Source organism: Kitasatospora nipponensis (assembly GCF_039528135.1).
Lineage (GTDB): Bacteria > Actinomycetota > Actinomycetes > Streptomycetales > Streptomycetaceae > Kitasatospora > Kitasatospora nipponensis.
In genome coordinates this window covers 1-19,595 of record NZ_BAAALF010000019.1, presented here as the reverse complement: position 1 = coordinate 19,595, position 19,595 = coordinate 1, and the positions used below count along the sequence as shown (strand labels likewise).

The following is a 19,595-nucleotide window of genomic DNA, read 5'->3' as shown; positions in this document are numbered from 1 at the left end:
GGCGGGCACCCGATGACCGCGCCGGCCACCGGCCTCGGTGCCGGAACCGGTGTGCTGTCCGCGATCGGCTCGACGCCGCTGGTCGAGCTGACCCGGATCTTCCCCGACAGCGCGTTCCGCACCTTCGCCAAGCTGGAGTCGCACAACCCCGGCGGCAGCGTCAAGGACCGCTCGGCGCTGGGCATGCTGCTGGAGCGGATCCAGTGCGGCGAGCTGATCCCGGGCAAGTCGGTCGTGGTGGAGTCCAGTTCGGGCAACCTGGGGATCGGGCTGGCCCAGGTGTGCCGGTACTTCGACCTGCGCTTCATCTGCGTGGTGGACCCCCGGACCAACCAGCAGAACATCGCCGTGATGCGGGCGCTGGGCGCCGAGGTCGACCTGGTGACCGAGACGGACCCGGTGACCGGCGAGTACCTGCCGGTGCGGATCCGCCGGGTGCGCGAGCTGGTCGCCCGCACGCCGATGGCCTACTGCCCCGACCAGTACGGCAACCCGCTGAACGCGCGGGCCCACCGGCAGACCATGCGCGAGATCGTCGAGCAGCTGGAGGGCCGGCTCGACTACCTGCTGTGCGCGACGAGTTCCTGCGGCACGCTGCGCGGCTGCTCGGAGTACGCGCGCGAACTGGGGCTGCCGGTAAGGATCATCGCGGTCGACGCGATCGGCAGCGCGATCTTCGACGGGCCGCCCGGTCCGCGGCTGATCCCGGGTCACGGCGCCTCGGTGCGCCCGGCGCTCTTCGCCCCGGACCTGGCCGACGAGGTGATCCACGTGGGCGACCTCGACTGCCTGATCGGCTGCCGGCTGCTGGCCCGTCGCGAGGCGATCCTGGCCGGCGGCTCGTCGGGGGCGGTGCTCAGCGCGCTGGACAGCATCCGCAGACGGGTGCCGGCCGGCTCGGTCTGCGCGGTCATCCTGCCCGACCGCGGCGAGCGCTACCTGGACACGATCTACAGCGACAGCTGGGCCGCCGAGCACTTCGGCGAGGTCGGCCGGCTCTGGGAGGAACCCACCGTGGAGGCGTCGCCATGCTGATCCCCGCCGGCGCCGGACCCGCCGCGCCGGCCGCCTCGCAGCTGCGCCGGGTCCTGGTCGAGTGGAACGACACCGAGCGGGGCTACCCCCTCGACGTCTGCGTCCACCAGCTCTTCGAGGCGCAGGCGCGCCGCAGTCCGCAGGCGGTGGCGCTGGTCCAGGACGCGGTCGAGGTCGGCTACGCCCAGCTCAACGCGCGCGCCAACCGGCTCGCCCACCTGCTGCGCGCGGCCGGGGCCGGCCCGGAGTCGCTGGTGGCGGTCTGCCTGGAGCGCGGGATCGACCTGGTGGTCGCCCTGCTGGGCGTGCTGAAGGCCGGCGCCGCGTACGTGCCGCTCGACCCCGAGCACCCGCCCGCGCGGACCGCTGCCGTGCTCGCCGACCACGGCATCGCGCTGGTGGTGACCAGCGCGGAGCTGGCGCCGCTCACCGCGGCCGCCGGGGTACGGGCGGTGCTGGTCGGGCACGAGCCGGCCGGCCTGCCCGACCACGACCCGCAGCCGGCGGCGGATCCGGACAACCCCGCCTACGTGATCTTCACCTCGGGCTCCACCGGACGTCCCAAGGGTGTGGTCGTCCCGCACCGCGGCGTGGTCAACCGGCTGCTGTGGATGCGCGACGACTGCGGCCTGACCGAGCGCTGCCGGGTGCTGCAGAAGACGCCCGCCACCTTCGACGTCTCGGTGTGGGAGTTCTTCGGCCCCCTCGCGGTGGGCGCCACCCTGGTGCTCGCCCGGCCCGGCGGCCACCGCGACCCCGGTTACCTGCGCCGGGTGCTGGCCGAGCAGCGGGTGGACACCGTGCACTTCGTGCCCTCGATGCTGCGCGCCTTCCTGGCCGAGCTGCGCGAGGAGCGGGTGCGCACCGCCGGCCCCGGGCAGCCGGTCAGCTCGCTGCCCGAGCTGCGCCGGATCGTGTGCAGCGGCGAGGCGCTGGGGCCGGAGCTGGTCTCGGCGGTGGGCGAGCTGCTCGGCTGCGAGGTGCACAACCTCTACGGCCCCACCGAGGCCTCCGTCGACGTCACCGCCGCGCGGTGCGTGCCGGGCGAGCCGGTGACCATCGGACGGCCGGTGGCCAACACCCGCACCTATGTGCTCGACCCGGACGGCGAGCCGGTGCCGCCCGGCACCGCCGGCGAGCTCTGCCTGGCGGGCGTGCAGCTGGCCCGCGGCTACCTGCACCGGCCGGGCACCACGGCGGCGGTCTTCCGTCCCGACCCCTTCGGCGCCCCCGGCTCCCGGCTCTACCGCACCGGCGACCTGGTGCGCTGGGACCGCCACGGCCGGCTCGAGTACCTGGGCCGGCTCGACCACCAGGTCAAGATCCGCGGCCTGCGGATCGAGCTCGGCGAGGTGGAGGCCGCACTGGCAGCCCACCCGCAGGTGCACGCCGCCGCGGTGACCACCCACCAGCCCGCCGGCGGTGAGCGCCAGCTGGTCGGACACCTGGTGGGCACCACCCCCACCGTGCCCGACATCCCCGCGCTGCGCGCGCACCTGGGCACGCTGCTGCCCGCGTACATGATCCCCACCGCCTGGGTGCGGCTGGCCGCGCTGCCGCTGACCGCCAGCGGCAAGACCGACCGCGCCGCGCTGGGGGCCCCCGACGGGCACCGCCCCGAGCTCGCCACCGCCTACCTGGCGCCGCGCACCGCGAGCGAGAGCACGCTGGCCGGCCTGTGGGAGGAACTGCTCGGGGTGCGCCCGGTCGGCGTGCACGACCGGTTCCTCGACCTGGGCGGCCAGTCGCTGACCGCCACCCGGATCTGCTCCCGGCTGCGGCGGCTGACCGGCGCGGTGCTCTCGCTCGCCGACCTGCTCGCCTCGCCCACCGTGGCGGAGCTGGCGATGCTGCTCGACGGGCGCACCGCCGCCGGCGACGGCGGCACCGGGACCGGTACCGGCCACGGCCCGGGTCGGTCGACGGCCCGCGACACGATCCCCCCGCACCCGCCGGGGCTGGTACCGCTCTCCTCCGAGCAGCACCGCCTCTGGTTCCTCGACCGGCTCTCCCCCGGCAGCACCGAGTACACCATGTACGACGCGCACCGGCTGCGCGGCCGCCTCGACCTGCGGGCGCTGACCGCGGCCCTGCGCGCCACCGTGCAACGCCAGGCCGCGCTGCGCACCACCTTCGCGGCGCTGCGCGGGGTGCCGCACCAGGTGGTCCACCCCGAGCTGCCGATCGCCCTGGAGCGGGTCGACCTCACCGCCGTCCCCGCCGAGCAGCGCGAGGAGCGCGCCCGGGCCGCCGTCCAGGAGCGGCTGGCGCAGCCGTTCTCGCTGGCGAACGGTCCGCTGCTGCGGATGGTGCTGCTGACCCTGGAACCCGACCACCACCTGCTGCTGGCCGTGGTGCACCACATCATCGCCGACGACTGGTCGATGGGCGTGCTGTGGCGCGACCTGTCGGCCCTCTACCGGGCCCGGGCCACCGGACGCGCCGCCGATCTGCCGCACCTGACGCTCGGCTACTGCGACTACGCGGCCTGGCAGCGCACCGAGGCCGCCGCCGAGCACCGCCCGCAGGAGCTCGCCCACTGGCTGCGCCACCTCGAACCGGAGCTGCCGGTCCTGGAGTTGGCGCCCGAGCGGCCGCAGCACCGGGAGCGGGAGCGGGGTGACACCCGGATCGCCGTGACCCTGCCGCCCGACCTGACGGCCGCGGTCGACCGCACCTCGGCGGCGGCCGGCGCCACGCGCTTCATGACCCTGCTGGCCTGCTTCAGCGCGGTGCTGACCCGCGCCGCCGGGCAGCACGACCTGGTCGTGGCCACCTTCACGGCCAACCGCACCAGCGTCGAACTGGAGGACCTGGTCGGCCTGTTCGTCAACACCCTGGCGTTGCGCACGCCGGTCCGCGGCGACCTGGCGTTCCAGGAGCTGCTGGCCCGCACCAGGAACACCGCGCTCCAGGCCTACCGCCACCAGCGGCTGCCCTTCGACCAGGTGGTGACCGCGCTGCGCCCGCGGCGCGACCTGGGCCGCAACCCGGTCGCCCAGGCCGCCTTCCAGACCCTGGGACCGCTCGCGGGCCGGATCGACCTGCCCGGCGTGCAGGCCACCCCCTACGACCAGGGCCAGGGCGGTCACCCCTTCGACGTGCTGGTCACGCTGCGCGAGAGCGGCGCCGGCCTGGCGGGCGAACTGCGCTGCCCTGCCGACCTGCTGCCCGCCCTCCGGGTGCGCGAACTGGCCACCTCCTTCACCGACTTCGTCCGCGCCGCCACCACCGAACCACAGCTGGCCGTGGACCGGCTCGGCCGGCGCACCCCCGACCGGCCGAACCCGCAGAGAGAGTTGAACCGATGACGACGCACTCCCCGACCCGGACCGCCCTGCCGTTCGTGCTGTCGGCCGACACCCCCGGCACGCCCGCCGCCGCCTACCTGCCCTCGGCCCGTGCGCTGATCCGCGAGCGGCTGCTCGAACACGGCGCGGTGCTGCTGCGCGGCTTCGAGGTGGGCGGCGTGGAGGGGTTCGAGAACGTGGTGCGGGCGGTCTCCGGCGAGCCGCTGGCCTACGCCGAGCGCTCCTCGCCGCGCAGCACCATCAAGGGGAAGGTCTACACCTCGACGGACTACCCGCCGAGCGAGGAGATCTTCCTGCACAACGAGAACTCCTACCAGGCGAGTTGGCCGCTCACGCTGTTCTTCTCCTGCGTGCGGCCACCCGACACCCTGGGCGCCACCCCGCTGGCCGACACCCGCCGGGTGTACGCGGCCATCGATCCGGCGGTCCGCGAGGAGTTCGCCGCCCGCGGCTGGATGGTGGTGCGCAACTTCACCGACGGCTTCGGGGTGCCCTGGCAGCAGGCGTTCGACACCGAGGACCGCGCGGAGGTCGCCCGCTACTGCGCGGGCAACGGCGTCGAGGTCGAGTGGCTGGCGGGGCAGGGCCTGCGGACCCGGGCCCGCCGCCGGGCCGTGCACCGCCACCCGGTCACCGGCGAGACGGTCTGGTTCAACCACATCGCCTTCTTCCACGTGACCACGCTGGCCCCCGAGGTCTGCGAGGGGCTGCGGGAGGTCTACGACGAGGTCGACCTGCCGACCAACACCTACTACGGCGACGGCGCGCCGATCCCCGACGAGGTGGTCGCGCACCTGCGGGCCTGCTACCGGGCCGAGCAGCGCCGCTTCGACTGGCAGCTCGACGACGTCCTGCTGGTGGACAACATGCTCAGCTCGCACGGCCGCGAGCCCTTCACCGGGCCGCGCAGGATCGCCGTCGCGATGGCCGAGGCCTGGTCCGCACCGGCCACTGCGGCCGCCGCCGACACCGCAACCCAGGCCGGCCCCGCGCCGGCCGCCCCCGAGACCCGCACCTTCTCGCCCAGGGAGGCGACCGATGGAAACCGGTGACGGCGGATACCCCCTGTCCTTCGCCCAGGAACAGCTCTGGTTCCTCGACCAGTTGCGCGCCGGGGCCTCCACCGAGTACCTGCTGCACGAGGCGTTCCGGCTGCGCGGTGAGCTGGACCGCCCGGCCCTTCGCGCCGCGCTCTCCCAGCTCGCCGCCCGGCACGAGGTGCTGCGCACCCGCTACGGCACGGAGGACGGTGCCGGCTTCCAACTCGTCGACGAGCCCGCCCCGGTGGAGCCCACCGTGGTGGACCTCAGCGGACTCGACCACGAACGCCAGCAGGTGCGGCTGGGCGAACTGCGCGCCGCCGAGCTCGGCACGCCGATCGACCTGCGCACCCGGGCGCCCTGGCGGCTGGTGCTGGTGGAGCTCGGGCCCGAGGAGTCGGTGCTGCTGGTCACCGTGCACCACATCGCCTTCGACGGCTGGTCGTGGGGCGTACTGACGGAGGAACTGCGCACCCTGTACAGCGCGTTCCGCTCCGGCGCGGCGGACCCGCTGGAACCGCTCGCCGTGCAGTACGTGGACTACGCGCAGTGGCAGCGCGAGACCTGGGAGGCCTCGGCACCGCTGATGGATCGTCAGCGTGCTTACTGGCGGGAGCGACTGGCCGACCTGGAGCCGCTGGACCTGCCCACCGACCGCCGGCGCCCCGCGCAGTGGGAGTCGGCCGGCAGCAGCGTGCCGTTCACCGTGCCGGCCGCGCTGGCCACCCGGCTGGCGGAGTTGGGCCGGGCCCGCGGCGCGACACCGTTCATGGTCCACCTGGCCGCCTTCCAACTGCTGCTGGGTCGCTGGGCGGGCAGCTCGCAGGTCGCCGTCGGGATGTCGATCGCCCGCCGCGAGCAGCCCGAACTGGCGCAGCTGATCGGCATGTTCCTCAACACCGTGGTGCTGCGCACCGACCTGTCCGGCAGCCCGGGCTTCACCGAGCTGCTGGCCCGGGTGCGCGAGAGCACGCTGGACGCGCACGAGAACCTCGACGTGCCCTTCGAACGGGTGGTCGCCGACCTGGCCCCCGAGCGGGACCTGTCACGCAACACCGTCTTCCAGGTCGGCTTCGCGCTCCACAAGGACCGGCAACAGCCCTTCCGGCTGGAGGGTCTGGAGGTCGAGCTCTGCGAGTCGGTGACGGCCGGCTCGGCCTTCGACCTCTCGCTGCACCTGGCCGAACGGCCGGACGGGTCGCTGGGCGGCACGCTGCTGTACCCGACGGCGCTCTTCGACCGGGTGCGCATCGAGCGGATGGCCGCGAGCCTGCTGCGCCTGCTGGCGGACCTGGTCGAGCGGCCCGAACTGCCGGTGGAGCGCCTGCGGATCGTCCCCGACGAGGAGTTGGCGCAGCTGGAACGCTGGAACCGCACCGGGGCCCCGGCGCCGGAGCCGTCGCTGATCGAGCTGTTCCTGGCCCAGGCGCAGGCCACCCCGCACGCCGTGGCCGTGCTGGGCGGCGAGCGGGAGATCGGCTACGGCGAGCTCGCCGGGCGGGTGCGCCGGCTGGCCGGGTACCTGCGGACCCAGGGCGTGCGCAGCGAGACGCCGGTCGGGGTGGCCATGCACGGCGGCGCCGACCTGGTCACCACGCTGCTGGCGGTGCTGGCCGCCGGTGGCCTCTACGTGCCGCTGGCGCCGGACTACCCCATCGATCGCCTGGCGTTCATGCTCGCCGACGCCGGGGTGGGGCTGCTGCTCACCGAGGAGTCGCTGCGCGAGCGCCTCCCGGCGCACCCGCGGGTGATCGCGGTCGACAGCGCCTGGCCGCAGATCGAGGACGAGGCCGGCGCCGACCTTCCCCTGCCGTCCGTCGGCGCGGCCCACGCGGCGTACGTGATGTACACCTCCGGCTCGACCGGCCGGCCCAAGGGCGTGGTGGTCACCCACGCCGGCTTCCGCAACCGGGCCCTGTGGTCGGTCGACCACTACGCCCTGGGCCCGGCCGACCGGGTGCTGCAGAAGACGATGATCGGCTTCGACGCCTCGATGTGGGAGTTCCTCTCCCCGCTGCTGTGCGGCGCGGCCGTGGTGACCGCGCCCCGCGACGCGCACCGCGATCCGGCGCTGATGGTCCGGGCCGTCGCCGAACACGGTGTGACCGTCCTGCAGGTGGTCCCCTCGGTGCTGCGCCTGCTGCTCGGCGAGCCGGGGCTGGCCGCCTGCACCTCGCTGCGGGTCCTCTGTTCGGCGGGCGAGCCGCTGCCCGCCGAGCTCTGCGCGCGGCTGCGCACCGTCGTCGACGCCGAGGTGTTCAACACCTACGGGCCCACCGAGTGCACGATCGACTCCACGGTCTGGCGCTACGACGGCGTGGCGCCGGGCGAGATCGTCCCGATCGGCCGACCGCTGCCGGCCGTGCGCGCCTACGTGGTGGACGCCCAGGAGCAGCTGGTGCCCGTCGGGGTCCCGGGCGAACTGCGCGTGGGCGGGCTCTGCCTGGCGCGCGGCTACCTGGGCCGCGGCGGCCTGACCGCCGACCGGTTCGCGCCCGACCCGTTCGCCACCACGCCCGGCGAGCGCTGGTACCGCACCGGGGACCTGGTGCGCCGCCGCGAGGACGGCGCGCTGGAGTTCCTGGGGCGCATCGACGAGCAGGTCAAGGTGCGCGGGGTGCGGATCGAACCCGGCGAGATCGAGGCCGCGCTGCGCACCCACCCCGCGGTCGCCGCGGCCGTGGTGACCGCGCACCGCTCCGGTGGCGGTGAACTCGACCTGGTGGCCTACACGGTGGCCGCCGCCGAGGGGCCGGCGATCGCCGAGGAGCTGCGCGCGCACCTGGCGGAGCGGCTGCCGGAGACCATGATGCCCGCGGTCCTGATCGCCCTGGACGCGCTGCCGCTGACCCCCAGCGGCAAGGTGGACCGCCGCCGGCTGCCCTCCCCGCAGGGCCGCTCCCGGCCGGGCCCCGACGGCTGGGTCGCCCCGCGCACGGCGTCCGAGCGCGCGGTGGCCGAGCTGATGGCCGAGATCCTGGAGGTGGAGAAGGTCGGCGCCGAGGACGACTTCTTCCTGCTCGGCGGGCACTCGCTGCTCGCCATCCGGCTGATGCTGCGCCTGCGCCGCGCCTTCGGGATCAAGCTGACGGTCGGTGACCTCTTCACCGCCCGCACGGTCGCCTCGCTCGCCGCCCTGGTGGAGGGCGCCGCCGCCGACAGCGAGGGCCCCGCCCTGCGACCGGTGCCGCGCACCGGCGAGCTGCCGCTCTCCTCCGGCCAGCAGCGGATGTGGTTCCTGGACCAGTTGGAGCCCGGCAGCGACGAGTACCTGATCCCGCTGGCCCTGCGGCTGCGCGGCCCGCTGGACGTCGTAGCGCTGCGCGGCGCGCTGGAGGCCATCGCCGCCAAGCACGAGGTGCTGCGCACCCGCTACCTCTCCAACGGCGGCGATCCGCGTCAGGTGGTCGACCCGGCCGGGCCCATCGCCTGGACGCTGAGCGACCTGTCCGGCGAGCCGGACGCCGAGGCGAAGGCCCGCCGGCTGCTGGAGCGGGTCTCCGGGCGCAGCTTCGACCTGGCGGGCGAGCACCCGCTGCGGGTGACGGTGATCCGCACCGCGCCGCAGGACCACCTGCTCGCGCTGACCCTGCACCACATCGCCTTCGACGCCTGGTCGATGGGGATCTTCCTGCGGGATCTGGACCAGGCCTACCGCGCGCTGGCCGCCGGGCAGCCCTCCCCGCTGCGGGCGCAGCCGGTGCAGTACGCCGACTTCGCCGCCTGGCAGCGCGAGCGGCAGTCGGTGGTCGAGTCGGCGCGCCAACTCGACTACTGGCGCGACCGATTGGCCGGCCTGACCCCGGTCGAGCTGCCGACCGACCGGCTGCGCTCGGCGGTGCGCGACGCGCGCGGCGCCACCCTCAGCGTGGACGTGCCGGCGCCGATCGGCCGGGCGCTGGCGCAGCTCGCCGACGAGCGCGGCGCCACCCCGTTCATGGCGCTGCTGGCCGCCTTCCAGGTGCTGCTGGGCCGCCACACCGGGCGCGCGGACGTCGCGGTCGGCACCCCGGTCGCCGGGCGCACCCGCCAGGAGAGCGAGGAGCTGGTCGGCTTCTTCACCAACACCCTGGTGCTCCGCAACGACCTGGGCGGCAACCCGGCCTTCACCGACTTCCTGGAACAGGTGCGCGAGGTCTCGCTGGGGGCCTTCGCCCACCAGGACGTGCCGTTCGAGCACCTGGTGGACGCCCTGCGCCCGGAGCGCGACCTCTCCCGCAACCCGCTCTTCCAGGTGATGTTCGAGCTGCAGCACCTGGCGGACCTGCCGACCGAACTCGGCGCGGCGAGCGTGGAGATGGTCGAGACCGGCCCGGCGGTCGCCAAGTTCGACCTCACCCTCACCGTCGCCCGGCACGGCGACGGCCGCCTGGAGTGCTGCTTCGAGTACGCGACCGCGCTCTTCGACCGCGCCGGCGTCGAGCGGCTGGCGGGGCACTACCTGACCCTGCTGGGCGCGGTCACCGCCGACCCCACCGCCAGGATCGACGACCTGGCGATGCTCACCGAGGACGAGCGGCACCGCCTGCTGACCCGCTGGGCCGACCCGCAGGCGGCCACGGTCGCCCACCTCGACCCGGCCGAGCAGCACGGGCTCACCGTCCCGCAGCTCTTCGAGCGGCAGGCCGCGCGGACCCCGCACGCGCCCGCCGTGGTCTGCGGGGCACTGACCCTCAGCTACGCCCAGCTCGACGCCCGGGTCGAGGAGTTGGCGCAGCGGCTGCGCCGGCTCGGGGTGCGGCCCGAGACGGTGGTCGGCTCCTGCCTGCAGCGCAGCGCGCAGGCCGTGGTGGTGCTGCTGGCCGTGCTGCGGGCCGGCGGGGTCTACGTCCCGTTCGACCCCGAACACCCGGCCGAGCGGCTGGACTTCATGCTCGCCGACGCCGGCGCCGAGCTGGTGGTCACCAGCGCGGCCTTCGCCGGACGGCTCGGCGCGGGCGAGCGGCTCGGCGCGAGCACCCGGCGACTGCTGGTGGTCGACGGGGACGAGGGGCTCGACGCCCCGCTCCCCGACCGGCCGCCCACCGGCGCGGCCGGCGCGCTCCCGTCCCCGGCGCCGCGGCAACTGGCCTACGTCATCTACACCTCCGGCTCGACCGGCCGCCCCAAGGGCGTCATGATCGAGCACCGCTCGTACGCGCACCACTGCCGGATGATCGCCGACTCCTACGGCATCGCGCCCGGTGAGCGCGTGGTGCTGCTCTCGGCGTTGACCTTCGACGTGGCGATGGACCAGATCGCGGCCACCCTGGTCGCGGGGGCCACCGTCGTGGTCGGCGACCCGGTCTTCTGGACGCCGGCCGAGCTGCCGGCCCGGCTGGCCGAGCACGCGGTGACGATCGTGGAGATCACCCCGGCCTACTACCGCGCGATGCTGGAGTCGCCCGAGCTGCACCGGCTCACCTCGCTGAAGCTGATGAACGTGGGCAGCGACGTGGTCACCGTCGCCGACGCCCGGCGGTGGGCCGAACTCGGCCTGCCCGGCCGGTTCCTGTGCAACTACGGGCCCACCGAGGCGACCGTCACCTGCCTGCTGCACCCGGTGGAGGCGAACCGAGCCGGAAGCGGAGCGAGTGAGCCAAAGGGCGCGCCGGTGTCGAAAGCGACGACCGACAAGCGACCGAGGTACGAGGGAGCGCCGGAGCGAGGAGTGTCGACACCGGGTCAAGAGCGCCCGGAGGCGAACCGAGCCGGAAGCGGAGCGAGTGAGCCAAAGGGCGCGCCGGTGTCGAAAGCGACGACCGACAAGCGACCGAGGTACGAGGGAGCGCCGGAGCGAGGAGTGTCGACACCGGGTCAAGAGCGCCCGGAGGCGAACCGAGCCGGAAGCGGGGCGGCTACCCTGCCGCTCGGGCGGCCGGTCGGCGGCACCCGGGCCTTGGTGCTGGACGCCGACCTGCGACCGGTGCCGGTCGGCGTGCCGGGCGAGCTCTGCCTGGGCGGCGCGCGGCTGGCCCGCGGCTACCACCGCCGCCCGGGACTGACCGCCGAGCGCTTCGTGCCCGACCCGCTGGCCACCGACCCCGGCCGCCGGCTCTACCGCACCGGCGACCTGGTCCGCCACCGCGCGGACGGCGTGATCGAGTTCCTCGGCCGGATCGACCAGCAGGTCAAGGTGCGCGGCCTGCGCATCGAGCTGGGCGAGATCGAGGCGGCGCTGCTGCGCCACCCCGCGGTCCAGCAGGCCACCGCCGTCGCCACCCGCACGGCGCCCGGCGAGAACCGGCTGGTCGGCTACCTGGTGGCCCGCCCGCAGGCCACCCTGCCGGACCCGGAGGCGCTGCGCGCCCACCTGCGCGAGCTGCTGCCGGAGTACATGATCCCCGCCCAGTGGGTGACGCTGGACGCCATGCCGCTGACCACCAGCGGCAAGGTGGACCGCAAGGCGCTGCCCGACCCGGCGCAGGCCGCCGCGCACGGCGCCCGCGCCTACCTGGCGCCGCGCGATCCCGCCGAGGAGGCCGTCGCCGGCTTCTGGTCCGAGCTGCTCGGCGTGCGGCGGGTCGGCGTGCTGGACGACTTCTTCGCCCTGGGCGGCCACTCGCTGCTGGCCACCCGGGTGCTGGCCCGGATCCGCGAGGGCTTCGGGGTCGACCTGCCGCTGCGCCTGCTCTTCGAGGCCACCACCGTGGCCGACCTCGCCGCCGCGATCTGCGAGGCCGTCGAGACCGATATCGCCCGGCTGACCGATGACGAGGTCGAGTCGCTGCTGTCCGAGAAGGGTGTCCGATGACCGAGACCGTGGACCGTGCCAGGCGCCGCCAGGAGCTGCTGCTGCGCCGCCTGCAGGGCCGCTCCCCCGCCCCGCGGAGCGACGCGATGCCCGTGATCGGCCGCGGCGGCCCGCTGGCGCTCTCCTTCGCCCAGCGCCGGCTGTGGATCCTGGACCGGCTGCAGCCCGGCGGCACCGAGTACCTGATGACCGCGGGCCTGCTGCTGCGCGGTGAGCTGGACCGCACCGCGCTGCGCGGCGCGCTGGACACCCTGGTGGCCCGGCACGAGGTGCTGCGCACCCGCTACCCGGTCGTCGAGGGCGAGCCGGTGCAGCTGATCGGGGAGCCCGCCCCGGTGGAGCTCGCCGAGCTGGACCTGCGGGCGCTGGACGGCGCGGCGGCCCGCGCCGAGCTCGCCGAGCTGGTCACCTCGCGGCGCCGGCCCGTCGACCTGGCCACCGGCCCGGTCCTCGCCGCCACCCTGGTCGCCCTGCCCGCCGACGCGAGCGCCGGCGGCAGTGAGCACGCCCTGCTGCTGACGGTGCACCACATCGCCTCCGACGGCTGGTCCGAGGAACTGCTGGTGCGCGAGCTGACCGGGCACTACCAGGACGCGGTGGCCGGCCGACCCGCGCCCGCCGACCCGCCGGCCCTGCAGTACGCCGACTTCGCCGCCTGGCAGCGCGAGCGGCTGCGCGGCGACCTGCTGGAGGGTCAACTGGCCTACTGGCGCGCAGGACTGGCGGGCCTGGCGCCGTTGGAGCTGCCCACCGACCGGCCGCGGCCCGCGGTGCGCGAGGTGGCCGGCGACCAGGTGCCGCTCACCGTGCCGGCCGACGTCGCCCGCGCCCTGACCGCGCTGGCGCGCGAGCACGGCGCCACCCCGTTCATGGCGCTGCTGGCCGCCTACGCGATCCTGCTGGGCCGCTGGAGCGGGCAGCGCGACGTGGCGGTCGGCAGCCCGGTGGCCGGCCGCGACCGGCCCGAGGTGCAGGACATGCTCGGGCTCTTCCTCAACACCCTGGTGCTGCGCACCGATCTGTCCGGCGCGCCGTCCTTCACCGAGGTGCTGCGGCGGGTGCGGGAGAGCGCGCTGGAGGCCTACGCCCACCAGGACGTGCCCTTCGAGCAGGTGGTGGACGCCCTCGCACCCGAGCGCGATCCCTCCCGCAACCCGCTGTTCGCCGCGATGCTGCTGTGGGAGGACGCCTCGGCGCCCGGCGCCGGGCCGCTGACGGCCGGCGGGCTGGGTGTGGAGCGGCTGCCGGTGGGCGAGAGCACCGCCAAGGTCGACCTGACCGTGGGGGTCGCCGAGCAGAGCGACGGCTCGCTGGCTGGCGGGGTCACCTACGCCTCGGCGCTCTTCGAGCGGTCCACCGTGCAGCGCTTCGCCGCCCAGCTGCCGCAGCTGCTGGCGAGCGCGGTGGCCGACCCGCAGCTGCCGATCGACGCGCTGGAGATCCTCCCCGCGGCCGAGCGTGCCCTGCTGCGGGAGTGGAACGAGACCGCGCGGCCCTACCCGACCGGCACGCTGCCCGCGCTCTTCGAGGCCCAGGCGGCCCGCACCCCCGAGGCGACCGCGCTGCGCTTCGAGGGTGCCGAGCTCGGCTACGCCGAGCTGGACGCGCGGGCCGACCGGCTCGCCCACCACCTGCGCGCTCGCGGCGTGCGCCCGGAGTCGGTGGTCGGGGTCTGCCTGCACCGCGGCCCGGACCTGGTGGTGACCCTGCTCGCGGTGCTCAAGGCCGGCGGCGCCTACCTGCCGCTGGACCCGGAGTACCCGCCGCAGCGGCTCGGCTTCATTCTGGCGGACGCCGCCGCCCAGGTGGTGGTCACCAGCGCCGACCTGGCGGGCCTGCTCGCCGAACACCCCACCCATCTCATCGACGTGGCCCGGGTGTTGGCCGACGACGCCGAGGAGCTGCCGGCAACCGGCCCACTGGTCCGCGCCGAGCCCGGGCACCCCGCCTACGTGATCTACACCTCGGGCTCGACCGGCCGGCCCAAGGGCGTGCTGGTCGAGCACCGCGCCATCGTCAACCGGCTGCTCTGGATGCAGGAGGAGTACGGGCTGGAACCGGCCGACCGGGTGCTGCAGAAGACGCCCTACGGCTTCGACGTCTCGCTCTGGGAGTTCTTCTGGCCGCTGACCACCGGCGCCACCCTGGTGCTCGCCCGCCCGGCCGGGCACCGCGATCCGGCCTACCTGGCCGAGCTGCTGCGCGCCGAGGCGATCACCACCGCGCACTTCGTGCCGTCCATGCTGCGCGCCTTCCTCACCACCGCGCTGCCCGCGCTGCCCGCGCTGCGCCGGCTGCTCTGCAGCGGTGAGGCGCTGGCGGCGGACCTGGTCACCGCCGTGCGACAGCGGATCGGCTGCGAGCTGTTCAACCTGTACGGGCCCACCGAGGCCGCGGTGGACGTCACCGCGACCCGCTGCGCGCCCGGCGAGCCGGTCACCATCGGCCGGCCGATCGCCAACACCCGGACCTACCTGGTGGACGCCGACCTGCGGCCGGTGCCCATCGGGGCGCACGGCGAACTGCTGCTCGGCGGCGTGCAGTTGGCGCGCGGCTACTTGGGCCGCCCGGGTCTGACCGCGGAGCGCTTCGTGCCCTCCCCGTTCGCCACCACCGCCGGTGAACGGCTCTACCGCACCGGCGACCTGGCCCGCTACCGCGCGGACGGCACCATCGAGTACCTGGGCCGGCTCGACCAGCAGGTGAAGATCCGCGGCCAGCGGGTCGAACTCGGCGAGATCGAGGCGGTGTTGGGCGAGGTGGCCGGGATCGCGGCGGCCGCGGTCACGCTGCACGACGGGCAGCTGGTGGCCCACCTGACGCCCGCCACCGCGGACCTCGAACCGGCCCGCGAGCACCTGCGCCGCCACCTGCCCGGGCACCTGGTCCCGGCGCACTGGATGCTGCTGGACGCGCTGCCGCTCACCCCCAGCGGCAAGGTGGACCGCCGGGCGCTGCCCACGCCCGACGGCCACCGCTCGGCGCTGGCCGGGGAGTACACCGCGCCCCGCGACGCGCTGGAGCAGACCCTGGCCGAGGCCTTCGCCGGCGCGCTGGGCATCGACAAGGTCGGCGTGCACGACAGCTTCTTCCAGCTCGGCGGCGACTCGATGCGCGCCATCCGGGCGGTGGGCGCGCTGCGCGAGCGCGGCGTCACGCTCGCCGTCCACGACCTGTTCACCCGCCAGCGGGTGGCCGAACTCGCGGAGCTGGTGCGCTCGGTGCCCACCGCAGACCAGCAGGGCGGGCCGGCCACCGAGCAGTTGGTGGCGCCCTTCGCCCAGCTGACGGCCGCCGACCGGGCCGCGCTGCCGGCCGGTCTCGTCGACGCCTATCCGATGGCGCAGACCCAGGCCGGCATGGTCTACGAGCTGCTGGCCGCCACCGACCGGGCGGTCTACCAGAACGTCTCCTGCTACCGGGTGCGCGACGAGGAGCCGTTCGAGCTGCCGGCCCTGCGCGAGGCGGCCCGCCTGCTGGTGGCGCGGCACGAGATCCTGCGCACCTCCTTCGACCTGTCCGGCTACAGCGAGGTCATGCAACTGGTGCACGCCGAGGCTGAGTTGCCGGTCGGCTTCGACGACCTGCGCGGCCTGCCGGCGCAGGACCAGCGGGCCGTGGTGGACGGGTTCCTGGTGGCCGAGCGGCGCAGGGGCTTCGACCTCGCCACCCCGCCGCTGCTGCGCTACCACGTGCACCGCGTCGACGACCACGAGTGGTGGCTGACCCACACCGAGTGCCACGCCATCCTGGACGGCTGGAGCCACACCTCGGTGGTCGCCGAACTGATCGCGCTCTACCGCGAACTGCGCGCCGGCCGCCGGCCCGACCTGCCGGCGCCCCCCGGCGTGCGGTTCGCCGACTTCGTCGCCCAGGAACGCCGGGCGCTGGCCTCCACGGCGGACCGCGCCTTCTGGGAGCGGACCGTACGCGGCCACGAGAAGTTCGAACTCCCCGCCCAGTGGGCCTCCACCGAGCGCGACGAGCGGGCCGTCATCATCGACGTGCCCTACGAGGACCTGCTCCCGGGGCTGCGCCGACTCGCCTCCGCGGCCGGCGGCTCGCTCAAGAGCGTGCTGCACGCCGCCCACCTGAAGGCGCTGGGCATCGCCACCGGCCGGCGCACCTTCTTCGACGGCCTGGTCTGCAACGGGCGCCCCGAACTGGCCCGCGGCGACGAGGTGATGGGCCTCTACCTGAACACCGTGCCGTTCGCGGCCGAGCTCTCCGCGCCGACCTGGCGCGCCCTGGTGGCGGAGGTCTTCGCCGGCGAGGCCGCCCTGTGGCCGCACCGCCGCTACCCGATGCCCGCCATGCAGCGCGAGTGGGCGCCCGCCGGGACGCTGATCGACGTGGCCTTCGGCTACCTGGACTTCCACGTCATGGACTGGGAGTCCGGCGAGGTCGGCATGGTCGACGACTTCAGCCCGAGCGAACTGGCCCTGGAGGTGTGGACCTTCCCCGGCGTGCTGCGCCTGGGCGGGCGGCCCGAGCGGGTGGGGCGGCCCCAACTCGAACTGCTGGGCCGGCTCTACCGGCACGTGCTGGAGGCGATGGCCGCCGACCCCGAGGCCGACGCGCGCGGCCTGACCCTGCCGCCCGCCGACCTCGAGGTGGCCCTGCGCGCCAGCGCCGGCCCCACCCTCCCGCCCGCGCAGGACCGGCCGGTGCACGAGCTGGTGGCCGACCGGGCCCGCTCGGCGCCCGACGCGGTGGCCCTGCGGTACGGGGACCTGACGGTGACCTACGGCGCACTCGACGCCCGAGCGAACCGGCTCGCCCACCGGCTGCGCGCCCTCGGCGTGGCGCCCGACACCGTGGTGGCCCTGCACCTGCCGCGCACCCCGGACCTGTTCACCGCGCTGCTGGCCGTGCTGCGCGCCGGAGGCGCCTTCCTGCCGCTGGACCCGGCCTACCCGGCCGAGCGGCTGCGCCACATGCTCACCGACTCCGGCGCGGTGCTGCGCCTGAGCACCCCCGAGCTGCGCGACGCGCTGGCCGCGGCGGGCGGCTGCCCGGTGGAGACGCTCGACCACGAGGCGTACCGCGACCTGCCCGCGCTGGCGCCGCCGGTGGAGGTCCACCCCGACAGCCTCGCCTACGTGATCTACACCTCCGGCTCCACCGGCACGCCCAAGGGCGTGGGCGTCCCGCACCGCGGCGCGCGCAACCTGCGGCAGGCGCAGCTCGCGCCGCTGGGGGTGCGAGCGGGCGACCGGGTGCTGCAGTTCGCCTCCCCCAGCTTCGACGCCTCGGTCTGGGAGGTGCTGATGGCGCTCACCAACGGCGCCGAGCTGGTGCTGCCGCCGCCGGACACCGACCCGGGCGACCTGCGCCACCAGTCCCCGCTGGTCACCCACATGACGCTGCCGCCCTCGCTGCTGGAGCGCCTGGAGCCGGCCGACTTCCCCAACCTGCGGGTGCTGGTCTCGGCCGGCGAGGCCTGCCCGGCCGAGCAGGCCACCCGGTGGGCGCGGCACGCCGACTTCGTCAACGCCTACGGGCCGACCGAGACCTCGGTCTGCGCCACCCTCACCCCGATCGCGGCCACCGCCACCGGCCGCGCGCCCTCGATCGGCGGCCCGATCGCGGGCGTGCGCGCCCACGTCCTGACCCCGGACCTGCGCGCGCTGGCGGACGGCGTGCAGGGCGAACTGCACGTCGGCGGCGACGGCCTGGCGCGCGGCTACCTGGGCCGCGGCGCGCTGACCGCCGAGCGCTTCGTGCCGGACCCCTACGGCCCGCCCGGGGCCCGGCTCTACCGCACCGGCGACCTGGTCTCCCGCAACGCCGACGGCACCCTGCGCTACCACGGCCGGCGCGACCACCAGGTGAAGGTGCGCGGGCTGCGGGTGGAGCCGGGCGAGATCGAGACCCTGCTGCTCGGCCATCCGGCGGTGGCCGCCGCGGTGGTGACCGCGCACCACGCCGGCACCGCGCGGGCGAGCCTGGTGGCGTACACCCGGGCGGTGCCGGGCCGCGACGCCGGGCCCGCGGCGCTGCGCGAGCACCTGCGCGGGCGGATCCCGCAGGCGCTGGTGCCGGCGCACTTCCTCGCCGTCGAGGAGTTCCCGCTCACCCCCGCGGGCAAGGTCGACCGGGCCGCACTGCCCGCACCCGACGGCACCCGCCCGCAGCTCGCGTCGACGTACAAGGCGCCGAGCGGCGAGCTGGAACGGGCCCTGGCCGCCGCCTGGGGCGAGGCGCTGGGGGTGGAACGGGTCGGCGCGCACGACGACTTCTTCGAACTCGGCGGCCACTCGCTGGCGATGATGCGGATCGTGGCCACCGTGCGCTCCCGGCACGACCTGGAGCTGCGGTTCCGCTCCTTCATCGAGCACCGCACGGTGGCCGCGCTGGCCGCGAGCCTGCGGGCGGCGGGCGGCGAGGACGGGCGTGCGGCGCCGGCCGCGCGCCCCGAGGCACTGGTGTGGATCCGCAAGGAGGGTTCGCGCACCCCGCTGTTCTGCGTGCACCCGGGTGGCGGCAGCGCGCACTGGTACCTGCGCCTGGCCCCGCACCTGGCCGCCGACCGGCCGGTGGCCGCCTTCGAGTGGCCCGGTCCGCACGCCGCGGCGACGGCGCCCTGTGCCGAGGAGATGGCCGAGACCTACCTGGCCGAGCTGCGCCGGGTCCAACCGCACGGCCCCTACCTGCTCTTCAGCTGGTGCGGCGGCAGCGGCATCGCCTCGGAGCTGGCCGGCCGGCTGGTGGACGCGGGCGAGGAGGTCACCTTCCTGCTCCTCGACCCGGGGCTGGACGTCCACCAGCGGGCCGAGGCCTGGCGGGAGCTCGCGCTGATCCGCCGGCTGGAGCAGCGGGTCAACGAGGTGGCCGAGGGCGGCCCGGCGGCGGACACCCCGGCCCGGCGGCAGGAGATCCTGGACCTGCTGGACCACCTGGTGGACGACGTCGACGAGGAGGAGGGCATCACCCTGCCCGAGCAGGGCGTGGGCACCGAGTGGCCCCGCGCGGCCCGGATCTGGCGCGAGGTGATGGAGATGGACCTCGCCTACCGGCACCGGCCCTACCGGGGGCGGCTGCACCTGGTCGTCAGTGACGAACTCGCCCATGGGCAGCACGAGGTGACGTACGGTCAGACCTTCAGCGACTACACCGAGCGCTGGCGGGAGCTGGTCCCCGGCGGCGTCACGGTGCACCGGGTGGCGGGCGACCACTTCGGGGTCATGAAGCCGCCGCACGTCGGGGAGCTGGCCGCGGTGATCGACGCGGTGATCGGCGGGGCCGACCCCGAGTGACGCGCCGCACGCGGGTTGCCGCCCGGTTGTTGACCTGCAGCCGGGCCATCAGCTCGTAGATGACGTTCTTCACGGTGTGCTGCGAGCAGGCGAGCACGCGGGCGATGGCCGCGTTGTCGTGTCCCTCGGCCACCAGCGAGAGGACCGCGGTCTGCCGGCTGGTCAGCGGCGAGGCGGCCGGGGCCGGGGCCGGGCCGGAGCGCGCCGCGGCCGGGTG

Annotated in this window: 6 protein-coding genes and 2 pseudogenes; 7 read left to right on the top strand and 1 reads right to left on the bottom strand. The window is 75.3% G+C overall.

Going from position 1 to position 19,595, the window contains the following annotated elements; genetic code table 11:
- Positions 1-12 precede the first annotated feature (12 nt).
- The 7 genes and pseudogenes from sbnA (at position 13) to ABD323_RS08500 (ending at position 19,378) form a co-directional block, all read left to right on the top strand.
- Positions 13-1,035, top strand: coding sequence for a 2,3-diaminopropionate biosynthesis protein SbnA (sbnA, locus tag ABD323_RS08520; RefSeq protein WP_344440627.1), 1,023 nt, complete (start codon positions 13-15; stop codon positions 1,033-1,035).
- Positions 1,029-4,346, top strand: coding sequence for an amino acid adenylation domain-containing protein (locus ABD323_RS08515; protein WP_344440626.1), 3,318 nt, complete (start codon positions 1,029-1,031; stop codon positions 4,344-4,346). The genes sbnA and ABD323_RS08515 overlap by 7 nt, the downstream gene beginning before the upstream one ends.
- Complete coding sequence (locus ABD323_RS08510; RefSeq protein WP_344440625.1) at positions 4,343-5,398, top strand: TauD/TfdA family dioxygenase; 1,056 nt, start codon at positions 4,343-4,345, stop codon at positions 5,396-5,398. Before ABD323_RS08515 ends, ABD323_RS08510 begins: the two co-directional genes overlap by 4 nt.
- A pseudogene (locus ABD323_RS08505) lies at positions 5,385-9,905 on the top strand (amino acid adenylation domain-containing protein); the annotation flags it as partial. The gene ABD323_RS08510 and the pseudogene ABD323_RS08505, both read left to right, overlap by 14 nt.
- A pseudogene (locus ABD323_RS45930) lies at positions 9,885-10,883 on the top strand (AMP-binding protein); the annotation flags it as partial. The pseudogenes ABD323_RS08505 and ABD323_RS45930, both read left to right, overlap by 21 nt.
- A gap of 45 nt (positions 10,884-10,928) precedes the next feature.
- Positions 10,929-12,119 carry a phosphopantetheine-binding protein gene (locus tag ABD323_RS45925; RefSeq protein WP_425555914.1) on the top strand — a complete coding sequence of 397 codons (1,191 nt, stop codon included), beginning with the start codon at positions 10,929-10,931 and terminating at the stop codon, positions 12,117-12,119.
- Complete coding sequence (locus ABD323_RS08500; RefSeq protein WP_344440623.1) at positions 12,116-19,378, top strand: amino acid adenylation domain-containing protein; 7,263 nt, start codon at positions 12,116-12,118, stop codon at positions 19,376-19,378. The genes ABD323_RS45925 and ABD323_RS08500 overlap by 4 nt, the downstream gene beginning before the upstream one ends.
- Here the strand turns inward: ABD323_RS08500 and ABD323_RS08495 are convergent.
- Positions 19,305-19,544, bottom strand: a complete 240-nt coding sequence (locus ABD323_RS08495) for a helix-turn-helix domain-containing protein (protein WP_344440673.1) — start codon at positions 19,542-19,544, stop codon at positions 19,305-19,307. The genes ABD323_RS08500 and ABD323_RS08495 overlap by 74 nt on opposite strands.
- Between the last annotated feature and the right edge of the window lie 51 nt (positions 19,545-19,595).